Origin of the sequence: Pseudomonas sp. 3296 (genome assembly GCF_031456615.1) — a bacterium.
Classification (GTDB): Bacteria; Pseudomonadota; Gammaproteobacteria; order Pseudomonadales; family Pseudomonadaceae; genus Aquipseudomonas; species Aquipseudomonas mucoides.
In genome coordinates this window covers 74913-98437 of sequence record NZ_JAVDUY010000006.1, presented here as the reverse complement: position 1 = coordinate 98437, position 23525 = coordinate 74913, and the positions used below count along the sequence as shown (strand labels likewise).

Sequence of the window (23525 nt, the reverse complement as noted above, 5' to 3'; positions counted from 1 at the left end):
TAGATTAACCATGGCCCCTCCCATTGCACTTTTCTTTCCAATAGAAGGATATTCAATGAGGTAGATTTTTTGTGACTAACAAAAAAAATCCTTTTATTCAGATAGTTATGCTGAAATTCGACTCCTGGTGCCGCACCATACGCAATATCAAAAAAGGCTCACCGAAAGGTGGGCCTTTTTTGTTTATGGGTCCTACGCTCGCCCCTCTCGCTGAAGGATCGCGAATCGCCGCATCCCATTCTGGTACCGCGCATCTACATCCCTCCCCGAAACGATGAGCGGTTACGGTCGAAAAGCTGTGAGACGGCATAATGACAGCAGTGCTTATGCACAACCCTCTCCGCCGTTGCGAGCCCCTTTGTAATGAACACCGAACGACGTTACTCGATCATCTTGGAGCACAGCGCCGAGGTGCTGCTTGAACATGCACCCATGTCACAGATAGAGGCATTTTGGGACGCCAACGATACCCGCTACTTCGGGTTGCGCATGGAGGACGAGCACAGCGCGCACGCACGAGTGATTGTGACGGACGAAGTCCCTGACGACGAAGATGTGGAGCTTTCTTGCCTGTAGAAAAAAGGGCACGGATTCAATGTTCCATCTGGTGCCGGCACCACACAAAACAAAGCCCTCGTAGAAATACGAGGGCTTTGTTGTTTCTGGCGTTTGAAAAACCCGCTCTTAGTGACCAGCGCTCTGCCCACCATCCACGTGCAGAATCTCCCCGGTAACAAAGTTGGCGCTATCCAGATAAACAACCGCCTGAGCAATGTCACCGATCTCGCCCATATGCCCAACCGGGTGCAGATTCCCCAGCGCTTCATGCGTTTCCTCACCATGCATCGGCGTCTTGATGATGCCTGGCGAAACCGCATTCACCCGAATCCCACGCTTGGCGTATTCAATCGCCAAGGATTTGGTCGCCGCGTTCAAGCCACCTTTGGTCAGCGAAGCCAACACCGATGGCACACCATCAACCGCGTGGTCCGTCAGACTGGTGGTGATGTTGACCACGTGGCCTTTGCCTTGTTTTTCCATCTCGTTGATCGCGAGCTGGGTGATGTAGAAGAAGCCATTCAAGTTCACCGACAACACATTGGCGTAGTCTTCAGCGGTGTACGCGGTGAACGGCTTGGCGATGAAGATCCCGGCGTTGTTAACCAAAGTATCGATGCGGCCAAAACGGGCGATGGCTTCGCGGATCACTTGCTGCGCAACCGCCGGGTCGCCGATGTCGCCCGCCACGGTGAGGATGTCCGGGTCGGTAGACGGCTTGATCGAACGCGAAGTGGCGACAACTTTGTAATCCAGATCGCGGAAGGCTTTGACCATGCCTGCGCCGAGGCCTTGGGACGCGCCGGTAATGACGATGACTTTTTTCGAATTGCTCATGATGAACCTCTGCTAATTAAAAGATGATTTAAAAAAGTAAGTAATCAGGCTTCGGTGGGAGCCTTGGCCATTTGTCTCAGCATTTGTTCGTAGTACTCGACCGACTGCGAACCGGACACCAGGTGACGACCGTTGAGGATCATGGCCGGGACCGAGTTGATCCCGTGCTGGCGGTAGAACGCCTCAAGTTCGCGCACTTCTTTCGCAAACGCTCCGGATGCCAACACCTCTTGCGCAGCGGCCACATCCAGTCCCGCTTCCCCGGCCAGACGAGCCAGGGTTTCGCGGTTGCTCGGGTTCTGGCCGTCAGTGAAGTAAGCGCACAACAGGATCTTCTTCAGCTCGATCTGCCGCCCTTCCTGCAACGCCCACAACAGCAATCGGTGCGCATCAAACGTGTTGTAGAAGTGCGTGCGCTTCTCCAGATCGAAGGTGAAACCGATGGCCGCGCCACGTTCGATCTGCATCGCTTTGCCGGCGGCAACGTCTTCGGCGGTGCGTCCATACTTGCGCATCAAATGCTCGACGGCTTTTTCACCGACCGCTGGCATGTCCGGGTTCAACTCGAAGGGCTTGTAGGTCAGCGCCACCGAAACTTCACCAGCCACGTTCTCGATCGCCTGCTCCAGTGCCGTCGCGCCCAACGCGCACCACGGGCACACCACGTCGGAGATGAAGTCGATGGAGACGGACGCGGTCATGACTTGCCCTCCGCCTCTGCCAGTTGCTTGCGGTACTTAGTGGTGGTGATGCCGGCGTAGCCCCAGTTATCGGTGTCGACTTCTTCGATCACGATGTGGGTCAGGTGCGGATCCTTTTTGAGGACGCGTTCCAGGGTTTCTGTGATTTCGGCGATCACCTGAGCTTTCTGCTCTGAGGTAACGCCATCGCGGGTAATGCGAACGCTGACAAAAGGCATGAGGGAATCTCCAAGTGACCTGCCCTTCGGAATGAATGGGTAGGCGTTGGAGCTCAATGTAGGGAGTTAGCTGTAGGGGATAAAGGTGGGGGCGGGAACATCATTAGTTACTTGGTGTAATGATTCAGCCAACAGGACGAAGGCTGCGAGGTCATTTATCGTATAACGATTCGCACCAAGACTGGAAAGGTGATTCGGCGAGCTAACGGCCCGCCGTTTCGGATTTTTATTCGTCGTAAACGCTAAAGGTAGGTAGCAAATTCTGGCACTCTCAGAGTGCCAGAACTCTCAATTCAGAAAATCATTATATTTTCTCAAGCTACATACAGATCACGTAACGCTTCAGGATGCTGGCTCGCAACACGCAACAATGTCTGAGCCGCTCCCGTCGGTTGCCGACGCCCCTGTTCCCAATCCTGCAACGTCCGCAAACTGACTCCAATCAGCTTGGCGAACGCGCTTTGAGAAACACCCACTTTGGCGCGCGCTTCGGCAGCCGCTGACAGAGGCACCTCAGTCACGCGAGCCGCTTTGCCGGCTTTCATTTGCCGCACAGAGTCCAGCAAGTCCTGCTGGAATTGCTCCAGTTCATTGACCATCGCTGATTTCCTCCTTCAGTTGCTTGAGGAAGGCTGCGGGTAAATTGTCGAATTTCGCCTTGGTGTAGGCGATCAACAACCAGATAGAGCCTTCTGAAAGCGTGTTGTAGTAAATGACACGTGTACCACCTCGTTTGCCCATCCCGCTACGGGACCAACGAACTTGCGTAGACCGCCGCTGCCAGGAACCACATCGCCGGCCAACGGGTTAGCCGCTAGCCAAGTGATGAATTCATGACGTTCGCCATCATCCCAGATGGATTCAGCATGACGCTTGAAAATTTCGGTTTCGATAATCGTGAACATGGGCGTGACTATACGGCTTTGCCGTATAGCTGAGCAATGCACGTTTGTCTGATCGGACCTGACGCTGGGTGCTATGCATATCCACTCCATCATCGAACAAAATTCAATTTAGCTACAGCCCAAGTCTAGAGCCGTTGGAGTTGATTGCCGGAGTTATGAAAATCACCCAGCCATAAAAATCACGAAAACGTTCCCCCACGCCACCACCTAGCCACGATTGCGCATCCTTCCCTCTCAAGCTACCTTCAAGCCGTCGCTGCCAATTCAGCGACCGGGCCTGAGAACCCGGGTAATATGCGCGCGCACCAGCGCCCTAAATCACGATTGCCGGCGTTTTTTTGTGCCTGCATTTCCGTGCAATGGCGGCTGTGCGTGGGAGACCTTCGGGTCTGCCGGGTCGTGCATACCGGTTTCTCAGCCTGCGCATAGCTGCCACCCATTCGCCTGAGAACGAACGTGACAGCTCTAATTTGTTTTTGGAGTATTGCAATGCACGCTATTGATCCGTTCAAAACTTCCATCTCTGCTACGCCTGTCATCACCCACCACCGCCCAAAAACCGGAGGTGCCCAATGACCAACCCTCAAGACCTGAAAACCATCGGCCTTACCCCTTTCTCCTACCACGCCAACGATGCACTGTTTCGCATCAACGCCGGCGTCCCGGTGATCCAGGCCCTTTCCCACGCTTCCGACCTGCTCCACATCGCCAAACTCCTCGCATCAGACGCTGCGATGGATCGCGACACCGACCGGCATGTATGGGCGTCGCACTATTTGCAGGACATGAGTAAGGCAATCATCGACGACGTGGTGAAGGTGCTAGCCGCGCCGTGTAACAACCGCGCCAGTAACGTCGCCTCATAATCCAGGCCGCACAAAGCCCCGATTCAATCGGGGCTTTGTGCGTAGATCCATCATCTGCCTACAGGCTGATTAGGCTGATATCGATCACTCACGCCACTCTCGATCGGCTCTTCCCCCCGCATCGACTGAGCCACCGCTTCAGTAATGGCGTCCCAAATGTCCGGCCTTGTCAGCACCGGCATTTCCTTTGCCAGGATGTTGCTCAGCTTCCCTTCGTTCTGCTCCATGGATCGCAAGAGTCGATCAGCCTGAGGATCCGGCATTTCAACGATCTCCTTGATCGCCTGTCTGGCCCTGATGTGGCTGCGTAAATACCGCGACTCTTCACGCATCTGCTCGGTGATCGTGCGGCGAATGACGTTCGAAATGAACACGACGTGTGGCCCCAGGTTGGGATATCGCCACACCGGGCGTGCCTGTTCCTGCCCCGTGAATTCAATGTTCGAGACCACGCCGTCAGGGTATTGCGTGCGAGTACTGGCGAACGTTACCTGGTCTCGTATGCCCTGCATGAGCGGTTTTGAAACCTGATCCAGCACGCTGTCATACAGGCGCCGCTCGGCCAAGTCGTCGGTGATAACCGCTGAAATCGGGAGAATCACCGGATCTGGAATGGCTCCATCACGACGCAAAATGTCGTTGATCAGGAAGCGATGGACCCGGCCGTTGCCATCAGCCAGCGGATGGATATAGACGAAAGCAAACGCCGCCACAGCGCTGCGCATGACCGGGGATTGCCCTTGAGTGCGATTCAGAAAGACGTGAATCCCTTCTAACATCCGCTCCAGATCACTTTCCGGTGGCGCGACATAATGGACGATCTCCAGATAGCGAACCGTCTCTCCAACAAACACCGGCGATTGCCGAATTCCCAGGCGGGTCAGGGTGGTCACTGCGCCAAGGATCTCTTCCTGCATCTCAGCCAGTGCCGCATCGGTGAGCGGCAATTCGCCCTGACCGGTTCGTCGCGCCAACACGTCTGCAAATCGCTGGATACGCGTAGAGCGATCCGCCTCCCCTTCAATCGCGAAACTGGCTTTGCTTTCCCGCAGCGTCATCCATGCCGCGGCGCGCAGCAGAAGCGCCTCGCCAAATTCTGCGGTCAGTTGACCAAAGAGGTGAGGCACATCGAGGTCCGCTGCTGACTGGACTGCTCCTGTCTTGACGACGACTGGGCAGAAGTAGCGTGTGCCTGGCAAGTTGTCAGTCACTCGCCAACGCGGCACTTTCACCGCCTCTTCGGGTGACGCCGCCACCATCAGATCGGCGTTGATGGCGTCGACATACTTACCGCCTATGGGCTCGGGCGCTTGCAATTGCTCGCCGGTGAGCCACTCAAACAGGAACGCTGCCCGGCGTGCATATTGGCCAGTGGGCTCAACATTTAACCAGTCTTGCACCGGTGCCGGACCCACCTTGGTAAACAGCCGACTCAAGAATTCAAGGTTCGGGACTTCATGCCGCAGATGAAATTGCAGATGGGATGAGAGGTCCGGATCGGGGCGCATATTCTCCGTATACGTCTCAAGACGAAACCCGTCTTCGACTTGAGTTAACCGCCGGCTACCCACCTGACTCAACACGGGTAGCCGCGCAATCGGCAGCACGCCGAATGTCGTCGCTAGCCAGGCAGCACCGATGGGGTCTACGGGAAACTCGCTCACGGTCACACTCCTTTGAACAGCTCGGCTGAAATCAAAAATGCCTACAAATGGAGAGTAACGATCAAAATCAGGTTTTGCTGCATAAAAACGATTATTTTTTGATGGGTTTGCATAAAAACGAACATTTCAGACGCGTCAGATTGATCCGGCCCTGACCCTAAACGCATAAAAACGAGTTTCGGCGCTCAAAAACGATCATAAATCCGTACTTTTGCATAAAAACGTTTCGAGGCCGACCGCCTTTCGAAGTCCCAGCAGCACGAAACCCGCACTGACAACCCCGTTCCCACCCCAAAAAAATGCACAAACCTCCCGGTCCGAGCATTCTTTGACCCCGATCACCCACCCTCCCCCAGAAACCCGCGATCCTGCGCAACCCTCCAACCATCGGACGCCAGCATCAATTCGCTACTAAACTCGGGACAAGCGGGTTCAGGTGCAGGATTATAGCCAGCACGTATCGCCCAACCGACGGCCAGGTACTCAACAATAGCCAGCCCACTTTAGAGGGCATTACCCAATGGATAGCAGAACCCTACGCAACCTGATGCGCATTGTGCAGACCGGCTCATTGTCGGCGGCGGCAGAGCATTCCTGTTTAACGGTGCAGGCATTGGCTGCACAGTTGAACAAGGTCGAAGAGCAGTTTGGTTTTCGGTTGTTTCGTCGCTCCAACAAGGGGTTGACCCTGACCACGCAGGGCACGGAACTCACGCCTTTCATGGACAAGGTGTTAGTGGCCACGCGGCAACTCGAAGAAAAAGTCGCGGCGTTGAAAGAGCCTGGGCAGCGCACGCTCAGGGTGGCGCTGAACACGACGCTTTCGTCTGACTTCAATCGGCGAATGATCGGACGCCTGATTGAGGTGTTTCCCGACTATCAGCTGGAATTCAGCTACGCCGAGTCGATGGAAAACCTCAGCAAGCTGAAGAACGAAGACTTCGACCTCGCGGTGTTGATCGGCCCGCAGCAGCCGGGATTACCAAGCATTATCCTGCCCGAGGTTCAGGTGCAGGTGGTCGGTGCCCATTGCGGCCAGGAACATGATCCGCTGGTGATGCTTGGCAACAAGTTTCAGGTGCGTCCGGCTGACGATTGTCCGTATTCCCACAGCTTCTTGCGCTTTCTCGACGCCGGTCTGGGCAATTACGAGTCGAACAAGCGGATGGTCTACTCCTGCAGTGAAACGCTGACGTTGTCGCTGATCACGCAAATGGATGGCCTCGGCATGGTGTCTCGCGATGCGGCCCAACGTAACGGCTTGACCATTTTTCCTGGCTTCGAGGATGCCCTCGAAGTGCGGTTGGCGGTCAATAACCCTGAGTTGTCGGGCCAGGCATTGCACGATGTGGTCGACTTGCCGCTACATGAACGAACCGAGCGCAATGTACGCAGCCGTTCCCACCGCAACGGAGAGAAAGAGGTTTTTGCTGAAGTACGCACATAACAACGTCGGAATCGCGGCATAAAATTCCGGGCGATCGAGCTGCACGTGCTGATCCTTGATCAACAACGGCGTGACGCTGATGGCAGCGACGATCGCCACCGGCAAGTATTCCAGCGCACGGGCGACGAAGGGCGGCCAATGGTCGGTGTTCACTTGCAGCGGCAACGCACGTGGCAGGAAGGTCACGGCCATCATCAGGACGACGACCAGAATCAGGAACGTTTGGTCAGGCATACACCCACCCCGCAGCCCACAAAGGTGGCGATGAATACGTTGAATGGCGAGCTGCCGACCAGGCTCAGTGCGCCCATGCAGGCGACAGCGGCCAGTGCGCCGATGAGTTTGTTACGCGTATTGCACAGCGACACCAGCACGTAGAGCATCATCGCGGTCAGCGCGTAATCGAGCTGATACTTGATCAAGTGCGCCGCGTACTGCGCGCAAACCGCCCCGAGCAAACCGCCGAGCACCCACGAGGTGTGGCAATACAGATTAAAGCCGATCAGGTAGCGCACATTGACCGGCGCGCCCTTGCCCAGTTTGACGCTGTGGAAGGCGAACGACTCATCGGTCAAACCACCCGCATAACACCAGCGTTCAAGACGACTGAGCCCCATGGCCTGTAACGCCTTGGCCATGTAGACCGACATCAGCATGTGCCGCGCGTTGATCAAAAATGTGGTGAGGACAATGGTGGTCAGCGACGCGCCACTGGTAATCAGTGCCAGCGCGGCGAACTGCGAAGCACCGGCGTAGACAAACAGGCACATCGCGACTGGCAACCACACGGGCATCCCGGCATTGACCGCCATCAGGCCGAACACGAACGACACCGTGAAATAACCTGCCACCACCGGGCTGGCTTCTGCAAAGGTGCGCGAACGTTGTTGTGGCCCGACCATCAGCGGCCGGCTGCTGGACGTCTCATTCATAGATCCCTCTCAAATGTTCTTTCGCCACGCGGTTCGCAAAAACCCTGGGCACTCCAAAAACGTTTCCCGGCGAGGTTGGCATCGTCGACAAACAGGAACATGCGCAGCACGCCCACGCGTTTCATGTCCGCCGAAGCCGCTTCAACCAGCCGTTGACCCACGCCTTGGCTGCGATACAACGGGCTCACCGCCAAATGGTTGATCGTGCCACGACTGCCCAGCATGCCGCCGAGCACCGCGCCGACGATTTCGCCGCGGGTGTCCAGCGCGATGAACGCGGTGGTGGTCTTCTGCACCAATACACCACGCAGGCACTTGGCGTCCTGCCATTCGCAGAAAGACACCTCTTCGAATTGCCGGAAGAAGCGCTCCAGGCGCTGGGCATCCTTGGCTGTCGTACGCCTCAACATCACCGGTGCAGGGCACTCGGCGAGGCTGATCGCGGCGTTGTACTGTTCAGCGAACAATGTCGAAAGCGGTCCCGGGCCGCGAGAAGGAAATCGCCAGAATTTGCCGATAGGCCATGGCGTGGGAATGGGTGTTGCGCGCCGGCGTGACGTAGTGGCGCATGTCCCGATCCAGGAAGTAAGTGGTGTCGAGAATGTCCGTGTAAATCGTCGACGCCAGATGCTCTTGTTCATGGGCACTGTACAAGCGGCTTTCCGCGCCCTCCACGTTATTGCGTCCCCAGAAATGCACGCCGCTGAACGGGTAACCGTCGCAGTGAATGCCTTCCGGGGTGATCTCCAGTTGCTTGCCTGGTTTGATCTCGATCCGGATCTGGTGAATCTGGCATTGCCAGATTTCGTCGTGCAGTTCCGGCGGCAGAACGTTTTTGTACACTTCGAAATCCGTGTCGATCAGGCTGCGCATCACCGGCGAATGAATAATTTCATCGGAGAAATCCTGGAAGTGCCGGACCATTCCGCCCACGTAGGCGTTGTTGGCCTTGGACTGGACGTAGGCGCGGTGCTCCAGCTGCGTCAGTTCGCGGGTCACCGGGTTGTATTCGAAATCGCTGTAGCGTCGGTACCGATTGCCCGCCTCGGCCTGACCGTAGTAACTGTCGGGCTCCATGTTTTCCCAACTTCTGGTCAATCTGATGAAGTCGGAGAAGTGACCGAACAGATTGAAGTCACTACTTTTGACGTTGACGTATTTGTCGCGCCGTAGCGATTCGCCCACTTCTTTGTTCAAAACGAGCATTTTCAAAATCTCCGTGCATTTAGCAACCTAATCTAGAGAGCACAGGATTTGCGTCCATGAGAAAGAATTTCAGGCATATCAAGCGTTGCTTGAAACGGAGTTTGAAGTTGCTTCAATTTGACGTTTTGCGACTGAAAACAGCGGTTTTTAGCGCTTTTTAACCGTCACCAGGCAAAAAAATCCCCCGAGCCAGTCGAGGGATTTACGATTTTTTTACGCTTGATCGATCATCAGAAGACGTTGATCGGGTAATCCACGAACACACGCAGTTCGTTACCGCTGACGTTGTACTCGCTGGACTTCTGCGACACACGCAGCACCGAACTGCGCAGCTTCACGCTCAGATCTTTGGCCGGGCCGCTTTGCACGACGTATTTGAACTGGTTGAAGATTTCGCGCTCGGTGCCGCCTTCGCTGGTGGACGTGGTGATGTTGTCACCGCGCACATACGCAACGTTGTACGTCAGACCCGGAACGCCGAACGCGCTGAAGTCCAGGCCGTAGCCCAACTGCCAGCTGCGCTCGTCTTCGGCGTTGAAGTCGGACCAGTAGGAGTTCGCCAGGTAGATGGTGTTGCCACCGTCGCCCACCCGCCCTTGGTCTTTCTGATAACCGCCGTAGGCGTAGCCGAGGTTGCTGTCGCCCGTGCTGCGCTGGTGCGCGAGAGTGAACGAGTGCGGGCCAGTGGCGAAGGTCGCTGCCAGGCTCCAGATCTTGTTGTCGTCGCCGGTGATAGCGTTTTCGCGAACGTAGGCATCGTCCAGCTTGGTGCGGTAGCCGTTGAAGTCCAGGGTCAGGGACTGATCCTTGTCGATCGGGAAAATGTAGTTGGCATTCACGTATTGCTTCTTCAACACGTCTTCGACGTCGGAAGCGTACAGCGCGCCTTTGAATTGTTCGGTGAACTGGTAGCTACCGCCCAAGACGTTGATCGACTTCAGGCCACCGCTGTCACGACCTTCAGCGCTTTTACGCGATTCGGCGGTGAATCGACCGGCGTCCAGCTGCAGGCCTTTGATCTCTTTGGACGTGATCAAGGTGCCGGTGTAGCTTTCTGGCAGCAGGCGCGAGTTGTCGTAATTCAACACCGGCAGGGCCGGCATCTGGTCGCCGTAGGTCAGCGTGGTGCTGGACAGGCGGAACTTGATCGCGGCGCCACCCTTGGACAGGTCGTCAGCCGGCTGGCCACTGTCGCCCTTTTTGAAGAAGTCGATGCCTTGCGCGCCGCTACGGTCTTCGCTGCGCTCCAGATTGAGGGCGTACAGACCGAAAGCGTCGACTCCAACACCGACGGTGCCTTGGGTGAAGCCGGACGAGAACGTGCCGATGGCCGCTTGGCCCCACTCGGATTTATCCGGGTTGCCGTCTTTGTAATCACGATTGATGTAGGCGTTGCGCAGCAGCACTTTGAGGCTGCTGTCCTCAACAAAACCCTTGGACTCGGCCTGGTCGTTAGCCATGGCCTGTGTAGCACTCAACATCCCCAGAGCGATCAGGCTGATTCGCTTGTTCAACATTTTGTTTTCCTTATTTCGGGTTGAAACGCGCTGTGTCGAACGGCTGAAACGGCGCTATCGCACTCTTTTTTCACCCCAAAACAAAAAGGTCCGCGCACGAGAAAATCGTGGCGGACCTTTTATTATTTTGTGGGTCGTGGCGGTTAGCCACAGGCGTTGGGGCGGGATCCTAGTCGCGCCCATATTGCTGTGTCAATTTGATGAATTGACTATAGATAGATGAAAAACGTCTAAGCGAGCTGAGCCAGCCAGGTCGCAAAAGCCTCGGGCTTACCGAGCCACGGGCTGACATCGACCAGCGTGAACTGGCCATTTCGCTCAAGCGCCAGCGTCGGAAAACCTTGCCCGCCGACCTTGGCCAACAGGGCGCGACTGTCGTTGATGTGCTGTTCGGTATTGGCGCTTTGAAAGGCCGCTTCGAAGGCCAGGGGTTCCAGGCCGATCGCTGTTGCCAATTCAAGCAGCACCGATTCATCGGCAAGGCGCCGACCTTCAACGTAATGCGCCGTTTGCAAACGCCCCAACAACTCAATCCCGCGCCCGGCAATTTGCTCGGCTGCCAGCACTGCCGCAATTGGCGGAGCGGAATCGAACACCGCCGTTTCATCACGCAGCAGACCTTCAAAATACGCCTCACCAAAGGGCTGACCGCTGTACTCGGCGATGCGTCGGTCGTGGGGCATTACGTAATTGCGCAACTGTAGTGAAACAACTTTACGGTTGGCGCCGGTCATCATGCCGCCGCCGTGGGCGATCACCGGCAACACGCTTTGGGCTGCCTGCACCAACGGTTTGGCGCCGTAGCACCAGCCGCACAATGGGTCGTAAATGTAATGAAGGATCATCGGAAGGCTCCGGCATTAAAGTAGGAAAATTCAATGCCGGCAGACTAATCCTCAAGTGATTGCGGAAATACGCTGGAATGGCTTTCAGTCTGTTTCGTGGATCGGTCAGATCTCTGATCTGTAGGGGGCCTGAAAAACAATCGCCCATAAAAAAGCGCCGCCATCCTGGCAGCGCTTTATCAATCCTTTGTTTATTCTTCTTATCCTTCCATCACATCCCACAACGCTTCCAGTTCCGCTTCGCTGAACAAACCAGCGGGGTAGCGCTCGATCATCATCCGGCGCGGATCAGGTTCACTGATCTGACGCGTTCCATTGGACTTGAACCACTGCGCAAGGACCTGGAGCGATTCGCTATTAATTGCCAGGGGATGCAACGCCCGCTCGCTCACTACGTTCACTTCGGCGTTCATTTCAGCGCTCTCTCCTGGTTCGTGAGCGGCTAACTTATCCAAGGTTTATGACAGAACATCGCAGTTCTCCCCCTCCCTGTATCACGCGGTGACAGATACAAGAGCTGTGCCAATGTGTCTGTGCTGTCGACAAGCGGATACAAAAAAGCCCGCAGTCCATAAGGGCTGCGGGCTTTTCAGGGCGTGGAGAGGGTTAACCGCTGCTCAGCTGATTCTGCAATCGACTCAGGCTGTTACAACCCCACTCATTCCTTGTGCGGCGCGGGTTGCTGTTGGGTAAGGCAGTGAATGTTACCGCCTCCCAGTAACAGTTCCCGGCCTGGCACCATCACCACTTCGTGTTGCGGGAACAGGGTCTGCAAAATTTCCTTTGCCGGCTCGTCCAGCGGGTCATCGAAACTTGGCGCGATGATGCCGCCGTTGACGATCAGGAAGTTCACGTAGGAACCGGCCAGACGAACGCTCGGATTCCGCTCCTGAGTACCGTCCACGGGGTCGACACCCGCGCACTCTTCTTCGGTCGCATACAGCGGCCCCGGAATCGGCATCTTGTGCACCGTAAAGGGGCAACCCTTGGCGTCGGTGCTGCTTTGCAGGACCTTCATGGCCGCCTGGCAACGCGGGTAGTTCGGGTCTTGCGGGTCATCGGTCCAGGCCAGCAATACTTCACCCGGGCGCACGTAGCAGCAGAAGTTATCCACATGGCCGTCGGTTTCGTCGTTGAACAAACCGTCCGGCAGCCAGATGATTTTATCCACAGCCAGATTCGCACTGAGCACCGCTTCGATTTCTGCACGATCAAGGTGCGGATTGCGATTGCGGTTGAGCAGGCATTCTTCGGTGGTGATCAGAGTGCCTTCGCCATCGACGTGAATCGAACCACCTTCGAGCACGAAGCCCTCGGTGCGGTAACGCTGGCTGCGCTCGATCTCTAGGATCTTGCCGCCGACCTGCGAGTCACGGTTCCATGGCGAATACAGGCCACCGTCGAAACCGCCCCACGCGTTGAAGTCCCAGTTCACACCACGGACTTCGCCACGGTTATTGATGACGAATGTCGGACCAGTGTCGCGCACCCACGCGTCATCGCTGGACATTTCCACCACACGAATATTCGGCACATCGAGGCGGGCGCGGGCGTTTTCGTACTGGCCTGCGGAAACCGCGACGGTCACCGGTTCGAAACGCGCGATGGCTTTGGCCACCGCCACGTGTGCGGCTTGCGCCGGTTTGCCACCCAGGCGCCAGTTGTCCGGGCGCTCGGGCCAAATCATCCAGGTCTGGGTGTGTGGCGCCCATTCGGCCGGCATGTAAAAGCCGTCGGCGCGAGGCGTGGTGTGCAAAGTGGTCATGAGAATCAGGACTCCAGGGAACCGTCGAGAGTTTTCAGTGCGCCGTACAGGTTCGGGCGACGATCACGGAACGAACCCCACGCGCTGCGAATGTGCTCCAGCTCGTCGAGGTCGAAAGTGTGCACCAGAATACCTTCTTCGGTTTTGTTGAGCTCCTGAACTTTTTCGCCGAACTGGTTGGCGATGAAGGAAGAGCCGTAGAAGGTAATGTCGTAGCCGTCCTGCTCTTCGTTGCCGATGCGGTTGCTGGCGATCAGCGGCATCAGGTTGGCGCCGGCATGGCCCTGTTGCACGCGCTGCCAGTGATCACGGGACGAGATGGTCTTGTCGTGCGGTTCGCTGCCGATGGCGGTCGGGTAGAACAGGATTTCCGCGCCTTGCAACGCCATGCTGCGGGCGCACTCCGGGAACCACTGGTCCCAGCAGATGCCCACGCCGATTTTCGCGTAACGGGTGTTCCACACCTTGAAACCGGTATCGCCCGGGTTGAAGTAGTACTTCTCGTGGTAACCGGGACCGTCCGGGATGTGGCTTTTACGATAAATCCCGAGGTTGGAGCCGTCGGCATCGATGATCGCGATGCTGTTGAAACGCGCGCGACCGGCCAATTCGTAGAAGCTGATCGGCAGCACCACTTGCAGCTCTTTGGCGATTTTCTGGAAGTGCTTGATCGCGACGTTGTCTTCAACAGCTGTGGCCAGTTGCAGATAATCCGCGTTCGGCTTCTGGCAGAAGTACGGGGCTTCGAACAGTTCCTGGATCAGGATGATCTGCGCGCCTTTGGCTGCCGCCTCACGAACCAGCTTCTCGGCGGTTTCGATGTTGGCTTCAAGGTCCCAGGAACAGGCCATCTGGGTAGCGGCGACGGTAACGATACGGCTCATGAATCGGCTCCTGAGCAAAGGCTTGGGGTCGAGTGTGGCATCGACCCGTGACAGAAATGGAAAGCGCTGGGCATGGATCGTCCACAGCGAGGCAGCGGTGACTTTATAGCCGATAAATATCGGCTTTAGAAGCCACCTACAAACCTTCTGTCATATTTTTTTGCTAAAAAGCCGATATCTATCGAATTAACACGCCTGCAGGGTTATGGGTTTACAGGCCTTCCGCGAGCACCTTCGAGAGCATGTCGACGAAGAAATCCACGCTCTGGCGCGACGTCACCATCGGCGGTTTGATCTTCAGGACGTTAAGGAAATCACCGGTCGGCTGCATGAAAATCCCCAACTCACGCAGGCGATCACACAGCGCCGTGGTTTCTTCGGTCGCCGGTTCCAGCGTGTCGCGATTGCGGATCAGCTCGACGCCCAGATAAAACCCGGAACCGTGTACCGCGCCCACCAGCGGATGAATATCGATCAGCGCTTCCAGGCGCGCCTTGAAATACCCGCCCACCACCTGAGCGTTTTCCCAGAGCTTTTCTTCTTCCATCACATCCAGCACCGCCATGCCGATCTGGCAACTGACCGGACTGCCGCCCGCCGACGAGAAGAAATAACCTTCGGCCTCCAGCGCTTCGGCAATTTCCCGGCGGGTGATCACTGCGCCCAACGGCTGACCGTTACCCATGCCTTTGGCCATGGTGATGATGTCCGGGACCACCCCCTGCTCTTCAAAACCCCAGAAGAAATGGCCCATGCGCCCGTAACCGACCTGCACTTCATCGGCGATGCAGACACCGCCCTGGGCGCGGACCATGGCGTAGACCTGCTGCAAATAGCCCGGTGGCAGCGAGATTCCGCCGGCATTGCCGTACACCGGTTCACAAATGAAACCGGCCAGTTTGCGTCCCTGCGCAGCGACTTTTGCCAGGTTGTGTTCGACGCTGCGCACGTAGTCCGGCGCGCTGTCCGGGCCACGGAATTCTCCGCGATACGTGTTCGGCGCAACGACGGGATGCACCCAGTCTGGGCGGCTGCTCAAGGCCTTGGGATTGTCGGCAATCGAGGTCGACACCGCATCGGCGCCCACCGTCCAGCCGTGATAAGCCTCCAGCACGCTGAGCATGTCGCGCCCGCCGCTGTAGGCCCACGCCAGGCGAATCGCCAGGTCATTGGCCTCGCTGCCGCTGTTGACCAGGAATACCCGGTCCATGGAGTCCGGCGCCAGTTTCAACAAGCGTTCGGAAAACTCGGCAACCGCTGCATAGTTGAAACGCGAGTTGGTGTTGAGCAGCGACCACTGACGACCGGCGACCGCCGCCATGCGCGGATGACCATGGCCGAGCACCGCGACATTGTTGAGCATGTCGAGGTAGGAGCGGCCCTGCATGTCGATGAGGTGGTTGCGCCAGCCGCGCTCAATGCGCGGCGGGTCGACGTAATAGTGCTTTTGGGTCCGGGCGAAACTGGCGCTGCGGCGTGCCAGCAGTGTCTGCGAATCCAGTTCTTCTTCAGCGTCACAGGCCAGCCCCAGCAATGCCGCTGGCGACGGGCACAAGGCTTGCCAGGCCAGGGCACGCGATGGCGTGCAAAACAGCGGCGCATCGAACGCCGTGCCTCGGCACAACTGCACGATCAACGGCCCGCTGACCGCGCCCAGCACCTGGCCTTTGACCAGCGCCGCGCCGACGTGCAGCGACGGGGTCACGCCCCACAGTCGTACGCTCAGTTGCGGACCGTCGAGTTGCAGTACACCCGCCGAGGGCTGATGAACCACACCGGCAAACGGCGATTCGACTGCCGTGCCGTGGGGCACTCGCAATTCGACGTGCAACGGGCAGGTGTCCGGCTCGTCCGCAGTGTCTGGCCGGGTTCGCGACAACCGGTATTGTCCATAGCGACTGGCCGCCAGGCCGTGGGTCGCAGCAGCTTCCGTCAGCAGTCGCTGATCGATGCCTTCTTGCTCCCAGTTGCCCGCCTCGAAATGCGGGCTGAGGACACCCAGATCGATCAGCGCAAACTCGCGCCCCACCAGGCTTGGCAACAACGGTGCAAACCCTTCGCTGCCGATGCTCGGCAGACTCTGGCCAACACACGCCAGGATCGCCGCTTCCATCAGTTCCAGCGGCACCGAGGTGGCCACGCGGAAAATTTCCCACTCATGGGTCAGGTTGTCACGGCTGTACTGGTTGCCCGGATCAATGCTCACTTGCTGCTCGCCACTGAGCACCAGCACCGCCGCACGCGCGACGATCAGCGGCCAGAGCGCCAGCAACTCTTCACGCTGCAAAGGATTGACCGCGTGATAGGCCTCGATGGCCGGCAAAATGTAGAACGGGTCGCCGTTGGCGTGGTGCAGCAGCGCGGCGCACGTCACCGAAAGATCGGTGATGCGCCAGGTGCGGACCAGGTCGCCGAAATCGATCACGCCCTGCAATTGCCACTGGCGATGCACATCGCGCTGCCAGACCACGTTGTCGTCCGTGATGTCCATGTGAATGGCCTGCACCGGCAACTTGTCCACCAGCGGTTGCAGATGACGCTCGGCGCGTTCGGCGGCCTCGGCGATCAACCGGCGTTGCGCGTCATCCTTGATCACCGGCAGCAGATGACCAATCAATGCGTTGGCGTGACGGGCGTCCCACTGCAACGTGCGCTCAAGGCCCGGATGGTCGAACGCCGCCAAGGCCAGGTCCATTTCGCCGCACAGTTGACCGAAACCCGCCACCACGGCACCCGGCAGGTGATCCAGATGGGTGAGCGACTGACCTTCGATGTAGTCGAGCAGGCGCACGTGCACCGATTGACCCGCGACATCCAGCGTGAGCAGATCAGCACCATTTTTGGCCGGGATCACTCGCGGCACCTTCACGCCGGACTGCTCCCGTAAATGCTTGAGCCCCGCGTGCTGGGCTTGCAGTTCCAGCGCCGAATACTCACCACGGCAGATTTTCAGGACGAAACGCCCCCGGTCGCTGTCGACACGAAAGTTGAGATCCTGCTGGCTGCCCAGGGCCTGCAACACTCCGCTCAGTCCGTAATGCCCTTCCAGCAGTTCTAACGCTTGCTGCGCAGACACTTGCGGGCTGGGCAAACTGGCGCGGTGAATCAACGTGGCGAGCGGCATACAACGACCTCTGAAATTTTATTAGGCGCTTATATCGCCACTGCCCGACGCGATACGCAACCCCCTTTTGATCGCCTGACCGGCCCTGACACTCGACATGACCAGTGAACGGGCCAGGAAAAATCAAGTCGTACTCGCCTCACTCGGCACTTTGCGCAAGAATGTCCCCCATCAACGCCATTTCTGGAGAAGCACCATGAATGTAGTCACCACCGACCTGCCCGGTGTTCTGATCATCGAACCCAAGGTTTTTGGTGACGAACGCGGCTTCTTCTATGAGAGCTTCAATGCCAGGGCCTTCGAAGAAGCAACGGGGCTGGACACACAGTTTGTCCAGGACAACCATTCCCGTTCACAAAAAGGTGTACTGCGCGGCCTGCATTACCAACTGCAAAATACCCAGGGCAAACTGGTCCGCGTGACGGCCGGTGAAGTGCTGGATGTGGCGGTGGATATTCGTCGTAGCTCACCCCATTTCGGCAAATGGGTAGCGGTGCGTCTGTCCGCCGACAACCATCGCCAACTTTGGGTCCCGGAAGGTTTCGCCCACGGATTCGTGGTGCTGAGTGAATTCGCCGAATTCCTCTACAAAACCACTGACTACTACACCCCCTCCGCCGAGCGCAGCATTCGCTGGGACGACCAGGACCTGGCGATCGATTGGCAACTGGATGAAGCACCGCAACTGTCCGGCAAAGACCAGACAGCCGCGTTCTTCAAGGACGCTGAAGTCTTTTCCTGAAACCTGCCTGCATCTTCGTCGCAACCACGACTTGGCCAAGGCGCGCAGACTGCGCCATCAAGCCTAGGCATAATGCGCCTGTACCCACAGGCGCCCGATGCTCATGACTCCGACCCTCCCTCGCAGACCCCGCTGGCGCAGCCTCGCCCTGCTGGCGCTTTGCCTGGCGCCGCTGCTGTGGCCGCTGGAGCATTTGGCCGAGCGCTATTACCGCAGCGAATTGGCCGGGCAGAACCGTCAGACTCTCGACTTGTATGTCGCCAACCTGCTGGGCACGTTGCACCGTTATGAAGTCTTGCCGCAGATCCTCGGCGATCTGCCAGCGTTGCGCGCCGTACTCGGTGCGCCAGACGATAGCGTCACGCAGGGCAACGCCAACCGCTTGTTGAAAAACATCAGCACCCAGACGGGGGCCGAAGTCATGTACCTGATGGACACCCGTGGCAAGACACTGGCGGCGTCCAATTGGGACAAGCACGACAGCTTTGTCGGGCGAAACTTTTCCTTCCGGCCTTATTTCAGCGAAGCCATGGCCGGGCGGCTCGGACGGTTTTTCGGCCTGGGCACGACCTCGGCCAAACGCGGCTACTTCTTCGCCGCGGCGGTACGCGATGGCGAGAAAGTCATCGGCGTGCTGGTGGTCAAAGTCGATCTGGACCACACCGAAAGCCTGTGGGGCAAAACCCCGGAACAACTGCTGCTGACCGACCACAACGGCGTGGTCATTCTCACGTCGCGACCGGAGTGGCGCTTTCGCTCGACTCGCCCGTTGAGCGATGAAGAAAACCAGGCCATTACCGCGATCCAACCGTATCCGACCCGCGATCCGAAGCCGTTGAAGCTCAACCCCAATGCTTGGCTGACACAGACCCAGCAGATCGCAGAAACCGGCTGGAACGTCAGCATCCTCGCCCCGCGCACCCTCATCGACCGCCCGGTGCGCACAGTGGTCGCCATTGGTGGCGCAACGCTGTTGGTGGTGATGTTGCTGCTCGGGCTAATGATGCAGCGCCGGCGCCATTACCTTGAAAGGATCGCCTTCGAAGCCAAGGCCCGGCGCGAACTCGAAGGCCGGGTCGCCGAGCGCACCAGCGATCTCGAAGGCCTCAACCGCCGATTGAAACAGGAAGTACTGGAGCGCGAGCATGCCCAGCAGGAACTGGTTCGCGCCCAGGATGATCTGGTCCAGGCGGGCAAATTGTCGGCACTCGGCACGATGTCGGCGAGCATCAGCCACGAACTGAATCAACCGCTGGCGGCGATTCGCAGCTATGCGGAAAACGCCGAAGTACTGCTCGATCATCAGCGCACCGACGACGCGCGTGGCAACCTCAGACTGATCAGCGAATTGACCGGGCGCATGGCCTCGATCATCGCTCACCTGCGCGCCTTCGCCCGCCGTGATCGCCACGCGCCGGAAAGCGTGGCCCTGCAACCGGCGCTGGATGACGCGCTGGCGTTGCTGGCCAAGCGCCGACGCAGCATGGAAGTCGAATTGATCCGCGACTTGCCCGCCGCCACGCTGTGGGTCGAGGCCGGGGAAACCCGTCTGCGTCAGGTGCTCGGCAACCTGTTGGCCAACGCCCTCGATGCGCTGACCGAAAAGGGTCCGCCGCGTAAACTCTGGTTGAGTGCCCAATCCACCGCCGACGGCGTCACTTTGTACATTCGCGATAACGGCCCGGGCTTTTGCATGGAAGCCCTGGGGCGCGCCAGCGAACCCTTCTACACCACCAAGACCCGCACACAAGGGCTTGGGCTGGGACTGGCGATTTGCGAAACCCTGATGCGTGCCTTCGGTGGTGAACTGTCGTTCGCCAACCACAAGGAAGGTGGCGCCCTGATTACCCTGAAGCTGCGCGCTGGCGCACCGGGCGTGAGCCTGCAACCGTCCGAGGACCGAAGTGCATGACCATCGACAATCGCATTCAGGTCGTATTGATCGACGACGATCCCCACCTGCGCCAGGCCTTGAGTCAGACGCTGGACCTGGCCGGCCTGAAAATCCTGCCGCTGGCCGAAGCCAAAGGGCTGGCCGCGCAACTGGAGCGCGACTGGCCGGGCGTGGTAGTCAGCGACATTCGCATGCCGGGCATGGACGGTCTCGAGTTGCTGACCGAACTGCATGCCCAGGACCCGGAGCTGCCGGTACTGCTGATCACCGGCCACGGCGATGTGCCGCTGGCGGTGCAAGCCATGCGCGCCGGGGCTTATGACTTCCTCGAAAAACCGTTCGCCAGCGACGCCCTGCTCGACAGCGTGCGCCGCGCCCTGGCCTTGCGCCGGTTGGTGCTTGATAACCGCAGCCTGCGTCTGGCCCTGAGTGATCGCAACGAACTGAGCACCCGACTGGTCGGGCAATCGGCGCCGATGCTGCGCCTGCGCGAGCAGATTGGCGCACTGGCCGCGACCAAGGCTGACGTGCTGATCCTCGGTGAAACCGGCGCGGGTAAAGAAGTCGTGGCCCGTGCGCTGCACGATTTGTCGAGCCGTCGTAACGGTCCGTTCGTGGCGATCAACGCTGGCGCATTGGCCGAGTCGGTGGTGGAAAGCGAGTTGTTCGGCCATGAGCCGGGGGCGTTCACCGGGGCGCAAAAACGTCGCATCGGCAAGTTTGAATTCGCCAACGGCGGCACGCTGTTTCTCGATGAAATCGAAAGCATGAGCCTGGACGTGCAGGTGAAATTGCTGCGTTTGCTGCAAGAGCGCGTCGTCGAGCGTTTGGGCGGCAATCAGTTGATCCCGCTGGACATCCGCATCATCGCCGCGACCAAGGAAGACCTGCGCCAGTCCGCCGATCAAGGACGTTTCCGCGCTGACTTGTATTACCGCCTGAACGTCGCACCGCTACGCATTCCCCCCCTGCGCGAGCGTGGCGAGGATGCGTTGATGTTGTTCCAGCATTTCGCCGACGAAGCCAGCGCTCGTCACGGTTTACCGCTCCATGAATTGCAACCGGGGCAACGCGCCCTGTTGCTGCGCCACACCTGGCCCGGCAACGTACGGGAACTGCAAAACGCCGCCGAACGCTTTGCTCTGGGCCTGGAACTGGCGCTGGACAACAACACGCCGGATGGCGCAAGCAGTACACCGGTCGAAGGGGTCAGCGGCGGTTTGAGCGAGCAAGTGGAAAACTTCGAAAAGAGCCTGATCGCCGCCGAACTGGCGCGCTCTCACAGCTCCGTGCGCAGCCTCGCCGAAGCGCTAGGCATCCCGCGCAAAACCTTGCACGACAAGCTGCGCAAACACGGGCTGAACTTCGCAGGTGGCGCCAGCGGGACGAGCGACGATCTCGATTGAGCGAACGTTAAATCATCACTTTCAAACAAGAGGTCTGTGCATGAACCGCGACAGTGGTCACCTGGAATCGATTCTCCATCACGACATCCCCCTGACGCAGGCGATGGGCGTCAAAGTGCTCGACTGGCACGACCAGCAACTACGCCTGTACTTGCCGCTGGAAGCCAACGTCAACCACAAAAGCACCATGTTCGGCGGCAGTCTGTATTGCGGCGCGGTGTTGGCGGGGTGGGGCTGGCTGCATTTGCGCTTGCGTGAAGAAGGGATTGAAGACGGGCACATCGTGATTCAGGAAGGGCAGATCAACTATCCACTGCCGGTGACCATGGACGCGACGGCAATTTGCCAGGCGCCGAGTGCGGCGGTGTGGAAGAAGTTTCTGGCGATGTATCAGCGCTATGGACGGGCGCGGTTGACGCTGCATTCAAGGATCGTGAATGTCGACAGCGATGAGGATGCGGTGAGGTTTACCGGGCAGTACGTCCTCCACCGCTGAGTAGAGGCCAGCACAAAACCCTGTAGGAGCGAGCTCCCACAGGGGTTTTGCGTACGATCTTAACTACGGGCGAGTTCCAGCAGCTTTTCGCGCCACGCAGCTTTCGCCGGCAGCGCCAAAAAGAATGCATTCAGCAACGATTCCCGCGCCGGATAGCAAAACGGCGCACCGCTCAAGTCCAGCACCTCGCCGCCGGCACCTTCCAGCACGCCTTGCGCCGCGGCCGTGTCCCACTGCGAAGTCGGCGCCAGGCGCGGATAGCAATCCGCCGCCCCCTCCGCCAGCAGGCAAAACTTCAGCGAACTGCCGATGTTGGCCAATTGCAACTCACCCAGGCTATCGCTCAACCCGGACAGCAAGCGCTCCTGCTCCGGGCTGGAATGCCGGCGGCTGGCGACCACGGTAAACGCTTCCCCCGCCGCTGGCACTTCGCGAACCTGGATTGGCAAAGGCGAGCAGTCCTTGTCGCCACGCCAGGCGCCCAAACCGGCACCACCGACGTAAAAGCGGCCGTTGGTCGGCATCGACACTACGCCAAACACCACCTGCCCCCGCTCGATCAACGCAATGTTGACGGTGAACTCCTCGCTGCCGGAAATGAATTCCTTGGTGCCGTCCAAAGGGTCCACCAGCCACCAGCGCTGCCAACCAGCGCGCACGCTTTGCGGGATGTTGGCGTCCTCTTCGGACAGCACCGGAATGCTGGGGTCCAACGCGGTCAACCCGGCCAAAATCAAATGGTGAGCCGCCAGATCGGCAGCGGTCACCGGAGAATCGTCAGCCTTGGCCGTCACGGCTGTACCGATGCGCCAGAACGGCAGAATCACTTCGCCCGCCTTCAACGCCAGCTCAACCACAGGCGCCATCAACGGATGCGGGAAATTCGAATTCATGGCAAAAACTCCCCACGCTGGGTCAGTAAGTCACGGGCCAGATACAGCGCCGCCAAGGCACGCCCCTCGGTGAAACGCGGGTTCTGAGCCAGCGCGGATAACTCACGCAAGTTGATCCTTTCCACGCCCATTGGCTCGGGTTCGTCACCCTCAAGGCTTTCTTCATACAGATCGGTGGCCAGCACCACCTGGATCTTCTGGCTCATATAACCGGGCGACAGTGACAACTCGGTCAGATGCTCCAGCTGCCGCGCGCCATACCCGGCTTCTTCCTTGAGCTCTCGCTCGGCCGCCGCCAGCACATCTTCACCCGGCTCGACCAAGCCTTTGGGCAATGACAGCTCGTATTCATCGGTGCCGCCGCAATATTCCTCGACCAATACCGCGTGATCGGCATCGAGCATCGCCACGATCATCACCGCGCCATAACCCGCGCCCTTGCCGACCAAACGCTCGTACGTGCGTTCCACGCCATTGGAAAAGCGCAGTTTGAGCTCTTCGACACAAAATAAACGGCTCGTGGCGACGATCTCGCGGGCGAGTACGGTGGGTTTCTGGCGCATGAAAAGCTCCTGGGCGTGAACGCGTTACTATACCCGGCCTATCCTGATTGTTGACCTCGGAT

Annotated in this window: 24 protein-coding genes and 1 pseudogene; 7 read left to right on the top strand and 18 right to left on the bottom strand. The window is 58.5% G+C overall.

Translation table 11 applies throughout. The features are described 5' to 3' along the window. The first annotated feature begins 363 nt into the window (after positions 1–363). Positions 364–576, top strand: coding sequence for a hypothetical protein (locus tag J2X66_RS17220; protein WP_310266443.1), 213 nt, complete (start codon positions 364–366; stop codon positions 574–576). Between the two features lie 108 nt (positions 577–684). Here the strand turns inward: J2X66_RS17220 and J2X66_RS17215 are convergent, their stop codons facing one another. The 5 genes and pseudogenes from J2X66_RS17215 to J2X66_RS17195 all read right to left on the bottom strand — a co-directional run bounded on the left by J2X66_RS17215 (position 685) and on the right by J2X66_RS17195 (position 3219). After that, a complete protein-coding gene (locus tag J2X66_RS17215; protein WP_027922197.1) occupies positions 685–1395 on the bottom strand; it encodes an SDR family NAD(P)-dependent oxidoreductase in 711 nt (236 codons plus the stop codon). Positions 1396–1439: 44 nt separating this feature from the next. Further along, on the bottom strand, positions 1440–2096 hold the full coding sequence (locus J2X66_RS17210) for a DsbA family oxidoreductase (RefSeq protein WP_310266441.1): 657 nt from the start codon (positions 2094–2096) through the stop codon (positions 1440–1442). After that, on the bottom strand, positions 2093–2314 hold the full coding sequence (locus tag J2X66_RS17205) for a 4-oxalocrotonate tautomerase family protein (RefSeq protein ID WP_027922199.1): 222 nt from the start codon (positions 2312–2314) through the stop codon (positions 2093–2095). Before J2X66_RS17205 ends, J2X66_RS17210 begins: the two co-directional genes overlap by 4 nt. A 314-nt stretch (positions 2315–2628) precedes the next feature. Continuing rightward, positions 2629–2913: a DNA-binding transcriptional regulator gene (locus tag J2X66_RS17200; protein ID WP_170219121.1), complete on the bottom strand. Its 285-nt coding sequence runs from the start codon at positions 2911–2913 to the stop codon at positions 2629–2631. Then, positions 2903–3219: pseudogene (locus J2X66_RS17195) on the bottom strand (transcriptional regulator). The gene J2X66_RS17200 and the pseudogene J2X66_RS17195 overlap by 11 nt, the downstream one beginning before the upstream one ends. A gap of 572 nt (positions 3220–3791) precedes the next feature. Between J2X66_RS17195 and J2X66_RS17190 the strand changes: the two are divergent. After that, on the top strand, positions 3792–4085 hold the full coding sequence (locus tag J2X66_RS17190; RefSeq protein ID WP_310266436.1) for a DUF3077 domain-containing protein: 294 nt from the start codon (positions 3792–3794) through the stop codon (positions 4083–4085). Between the two features lie 50 nt (positions 4086–4135). Here J2X66_RS17190 and J2X66_RS17185 read toward each other — a convergent pair whose 3' ends face one another. Continuing rightward, a complete protein-coding gene (locus J2X66_RS17185) occupies positions 4136–5749 on the bottom strand; it encodes a Fic family protein (RefSeq protein ID WP_310266434.1) in 1614 nt (537 codons plus the stop codon). 520 nt (positions 5750–6269) lie between these two features. On the opposite strand from J2X66_RS17185, the gene J2X66_RS17180 reads away from it, so the two are divergent. Further along, complete coding sequence (locus tag J2X66_RS17180; RefSeq protein ID WP_059181813.1) at positions 6270–7196, top strand: LysR family transcriptional regulator; 927 nt, start codon at positions 6270–6272, stop codon at positions 7194–7196. Here J2X66_RS17180 and J2X66_RS17175 read toward each other — a convergent pair. The 10 genes from J2X66_RS17175 to J2X66_RS17130 all read right to left on the bottom strand — a co-directional run bounded on the left by J2X66_RS17175 (position 7113) and on the right by J2X66_RS17130 (position 17469). After that, entirely contained in the window at positions 7113–7430 is a 318-nt protein-coding gene (locus J2X66_RS17175; protein WP_081743912.1) for an AzlD domain-containing protein, read from the bottom strand. The genes J2X66_RS17180 and J2X66_RS17175 overlap by 84 nt on opposite strands. Further along, positions 7409–8128: an AzlC family ABC transporter permease gene (locus J2X66_RS17170; protein ID WP_310266429.1), complete on the bottom strand. Its 720-nt coding sequence runs from the start codon at positions 8126–8128 to the stop codon at positions 7409–7411. The genes J2X66_RS17175 and J2X66_RS17170 overlap by 22 nt, the downstream gene beginning before the upstream one ends. Next, entirely contained in the window at positions 8125–8538 is a 414-nt protein-coding gene (locus J2X66_RS17165; RefSeq protein WP_172825958.1) for a GNAT family N-acetyltransferase, read from the bottom strand. The genes J2X66_RS17170 and J2X66_RS17165 overlap by 4 nt, the downstream gene beginning before the upstream one ends. Positions 8539–8584: 46 nt before the next feature. After that, positions 8585–9334: a 2OG-Fe dioxygenase family protein gene (locus J2X66_RS17160; protein ID WP_310266427.1), complete on the bottom strand. Its 750-nt coding sequence runs from the start codon at positions 9332–9334 to the stop codon at positions 8585–8587. Between the two features lie 230 nt (positions 9335–9564). Next, positions 9565–10851 carry an OprD family porin gene (locus J2X66_RS17155; protein ID WP_310266425.1) on the bottom strand — a complete coding sequence of 429 codons (1287 nt, stop codon included), beginning with the start codon at positions 10849–10851 and terminating at the stop codon, positions 9565–9567. 230 nt (positions 10852–11081) lie between these two features. Beyond that, complete coding sequence (locus J2X66_RS17150; RefSeq protein WP_310266423.1) at positions 11082–11696, bottom strand: DsbA family protein; 615 nt, start codon at positions 11694–11696, stop codon at positions 11082–11084. 200 nt (positions 11697–11896) lie between these two features. Then, a complete protein-coding gene (locus J2X66_RS17145) occupies positions 11897–12109 on the bottom strand; it encodes a hypothetical protein (protein WP_027922207.1) in 213 nt (70 codons plus the stop codon). 245 nt (positions 12110–12354) lie between these two features. Then, positions 12355–13461, bottom strand: a complete 1107-nt coding sequence (gene aguA / locus J2X66_RS17140; RefSeq protein WP_310266419.1) for an agmatine deiminase — start codon at positions 13459–13461, stop codon at positions 12355–12357. 5 nt (positions 13462–13466) lie between these two features. Further along, positions 13467–14345 (bottom strand): N-carbamoylputrescine amidase, encoded by an 879-nt coding sequence (gene aguB, locus J2X66_RS17135; protein WP_310266418.1) that lies wholly within the window; start codon positions 14343–14345, stop codon positions 13467–13469. Positions 14346–14556: 211 nt separating this feature from the next. Then, the gene (locus J2X66_RS17130; protein WP_310266415.1) at positions 14557–17469 is read right to left on the bottom strand and encodes an aminotransferase; all 2913 of its coding nucleotides are present in this window, start codon (positions 17467–17469) and stop codon (positions 14557–14559) included. Positions 17470–17665: 196 nt separating this feature from the next. Here J2X66_RS17130 and rfbC point away from each other — a divergent pair, with 196 nt between their 5' ends. The 4 genes from rfbC (at position 17666) to J2X66_RS17110 (ending at position 22007) form a co-directional block, all read left to right on the top strand. Beyond that, entirely contained in the window at positions 17666–18211 is a 546-nt protein-coding gene (gene rfbC, locus J2X66_RS17125; RefSeq protein WP_310266412.1) for a dTDP-4-dehydrorhamnose 3,5-epimerase, read from the top strand. Between the two features lie 103 nt (positions 18212–18314). Then, a complete protein-coding gene (locus J2X66_RS17120; RefSeq protein ID WP_310266407.1) occupies positions 18315–20123 on the top strand; it encodes an ATP-binding protein in 1809 nt (602 codons plus the stop codon). Then, positions 20120–21511 (top strand): sigma-54 dependent transcriptional regulator, encoded by a 1392-nt coding sequence (locus J2X66_RS17115; protein WP_310266404.1) that lies wholly within the window; start codon positions 20120–20122, stop codon positions 21509–21511. The genes J2X66_RS17120 and J2X66_RS17115 overlap by 4 nt, the downstream gene beginning before the upstream one ends. A 40-nt stretch (positions 21512–21551) precedes the next feature. Then, positions 21552–22007 carry a thioesterase domain-containing protein gene (locus tag J2X66_RS17110; protein ID WP_310266402.1) on the top strand — a complete coding sequence of 152 codons (456 nt, stop codon included), beginning with the start codon at positions 21552–21554 and terminating at the stop codon, positions 22005–22007. Positions 22008–22066: 59 nt separating this feature from the next. Here the strand turns inward: J2X66_RS17110 and cysQ are convergent, their stop codons facing one another. Both cysQ and nudE read right to left on the bottom strand, forming a co-directional pair. Next, a complete protein-coding gene (gene cysQ / locus J2X66_RS17105) occupies positions 22067–22900 on the bottom strand; it encodes a 3'(2'),5'-bisphosphate nucleotidase CysQ (RefSeq protein ID WP_310266399.1) in 834 nt (277 codons plus the stop codon). Then, entirely contained in the window at positions 22897–23463 is a 567-nt protein-coding gene (gene nudE, locus J2X66_RS17100; RefSeq protein ID WP_310266396.1) for an ADP compounds hydrolase NudE, read from the bottom strand. The genes cysQ and nudE overlap by 4 nt, the downstream gene beginning before the upstream one ends. Between the last annotated feature and the right edge of the window lie 62 nt (positions 23464–23525).